This window comes from Nitrospirillum pindoramense (assembly GCF_007827955.1).
In the GTDB taxonomy this organism is placed as follows: domain Bacteria; phylum Pseudomonadota; class Alphaproteobacteria; order Azospirillales; family Azospirillaceae; genus Nitrospirillum; species Nitrospirillum amazonense_B.
On sequence record NZ_VITR01000038.1, the window covers coordinates 1 to 2,871 of the forward strand.

At 70.9% G+C, this 2,871-nt stretch carries 1 protein-coding gene; it reads left to right on the plus strand.

Annotated elements, in window-relative coordinates; translation table 11 throughout:
* The coding region (locus tag FBZ90_RS28025) for a beta strand repeat-containing protein (RefSeq protein WP_211102386.1) at positions 1-2,871 on the plus strand (2,871 nt) is incomplete at both ends.

The window sequence follows — 2,871 nt, forward strand, 5'->3', positions numbered from 1 at the left end:
CAACTACAGCCAGGCCAGCGGCACGCTGGCCCTGGGCACCCTGTCGGCCTCGGTCACCGGCGTCGCCAGCATCAGCGGCGGCCTGGTCAGCACCAGCCTCGACACCCTGGGCAACTACGTCGTGGGCGCGTCCACCGGCGTCATCCTGGTCCAGGGCGGGGCGGGGTCCAGCTACACCGGCGTCACCGTCGCCTCCGGCATCACCGGCCTGACCATCGGCACCGGCGTCACCACCATCGGGTCCAACGTCGACCTGGTGCTGGCGGCGGTGAACGACTACATCGGCGGGACCCTGGGCAGCCTGGGCAACACCGGCACCATCACCGGCGTGGTGACGGCGGCCTACATCGCCACCGGCGGCAGCCTGGGCACCCTGGCCAACAGCGGCCTGCTGGACGGGGCCCGCTATGGCATCCGCAACCGCGGCACGGTCGGCCTGGTGGACAACAGCGGCACGGCCACGGGCCTCGTCGGCCTATGGAACCAGGGCGTCATCGGCACGGTGGTCAACACCGGCCTGCTGAAGGACGCGCCCTCGGCCCAAGCCGCCGGCCTGAACAACGCCGGCAGCATCGGCGTCCTGACCAATCAGGGCAGCATCAGCAGCGTCGCCTACGGCCTGTTCAACAGCGGCAGCATCGGCAGCATCGACACCAGCGGCGTCATCAGCGCCACCGACACCGTCAGCGGCCGGGCCCTGCGCAACGCCAGCGGCGCCACCATCGGGGCGATCAGCAACAGCGGCACCATCACCGGCGTCACCGCCCTGTACAACCAGGGCAGCATCGGCACCATCGCCAACAGCGGCCTCATCGCCGGCAGCATCGTGAACACCAGCGCCAACGCCCTGGTCTTCACCGGCGGCAGCGGCACGGTGGTCGGCACCCTGACCGGCCAGAGCGGCATCGGCACGATCACCAGCACCGGCGCCAACGTCACGCTGGCCAGCGGCAACCTGTTGCTGAACGACCAGGTCGATGTCGGCACCGGCACCCTGGTCAACAGCGGCGCCAACGTGCTGCTCACCAACGTCCTCAGCGTGACGGGCAACTACGCCCAAAGCGCCGGCACCCTGGCCATGGGCATCGGCAGCGGCACGGCGGGTGAGCTGCTGGTCAGCGGCGACGCCGCCTTCACCGGCGGCACGGTGGCGGTCACGGCCCTGTCGGGCAGCAACCTGATCGCCGGCCAGAGCTACACCATCGCCGAGGTCGGCGGCACGCTGACCACCGGCGGCCTGACCGCCGCGGCCACGGGCTTCAGCGCCACCCTGGGCACAGGCGCCAATGGTGCCGCCACCGACCTGCTGCTGACCCTGCTCAGCGACTATGTCGGCGGCACCCTGGGCACGCTCAGCAACACCGGCACCATCAACGCCGCCACGGCGGTGCTGATCACCAGCGCCGGCAGCCTGGGCACCCTGGCCAACAGCGGTGCGATCATCGGCAACGTGGTCAACAACAGCGCCAACGACCTGGTCATCGTCGGGGGCTCTGGTGGTACCGTGGGCAGCTTCTCGGGCGGCACCATCCGCAACAGCCTGAGCAACCTGGCCTTCGCGGCAGGCGCCGTCAGCCTGGCCGACGCCATCGACGTCACCGGCCACACCGTCAGCAACAGCGGGGCATCCCTGACCCTGGCCAGCGACGTCAGCATCACCGGCGCCTACAGCCAGACGGCGGGCACCCTGGCCGTGGCCGGCCATGTGCTGAGCGTCAGCGACGCGGCGCAAGTGACGGGCGGCGTGGTCAACGCCGGCCTGGCGGGTACGGCCAACTACCTGGTGGGCGACAGCGTCACCCTGATCCAGGGTGGCACCGGCTCCAGCTACACCGGCGCCACCGTCACCAGCGGCCTGACCGGCCTGGACGCCGTGGCCGGCACCAGCGGCACCAGCCTGCTGGCGGTGGCCGGCAACGACTATATCGGCGCCAGCCTGGCCACCCTCTCCGTCACGGGTACGCTGGCCAACACAGCCGGCGGCGCCACGGCGCTGTACATCGCCAGCACGGGCACGCTGGGCACCTTGGCCAACAGCGGCACCCTCAGCGGCAACATCACCAACCTGTCGGCCAACGACCTGGTCATCCAGGGCGGGGCCAATGGCACGGCGGGCCGCTTCACCGGCGGCACCATCACCAACACCACCAGCAACGTGGTGTTCGCCAGCGGCGCCATCAGTCTGGGTGACGGCATCGTCGCCACCGGCCACACCGTCAGCAACGCCGGCGCCAGCCTCACCCTGGCCAGCGACGTCGGCATCACCGGCGCCTACAGCCAGACGGCCGGCACCCTGGCCGTGGCCGGCCATGTCCTGAGCGTCAGCGACGCCGCCAGCGTCAGCGGCGGCACGGTCTCGGCCGGCCTCGCCAGCGTGGGCAACTACATCGTCGGCGACAGCGTGACGATGATCCAGGGTGGGGCGGGGTCATCCTACACCGGGGCCGTGGTCACCAGCGGCCTGACCGGCCTGGACGCCACCGGCGCCACCAGCGGCAGCACCCTGCTGGCGGTCGCGGGCAACGACTACATCGGCGCCAGCCTGAACACCCTGAACGTCACGGGTACCCTGGCCAACACCGCCGGCGGTGCCACGGCGCTGTACATCGCCAGCACCGGCACCCTGGGCAGCCTGGCCAACAGCGGCGTCCTCGTCGGCAACGTGGTCAACACCAGCACCCGCGACTTGACCATCAACGGTGGCGGTAACGGCGCGGTGGGCCGCTTCAGCGGCGGCACCATCACCAACACCGCCAGCAACGTGGTGTTCGCCTCTGGCGCCATCAGCCTGGCCGACGCCCTCAACGTGGCGACGCACACGGTCAGCAACGCCGGCGCCAGCCTCACCCTGGCCAGCAATGTCGGCATCAC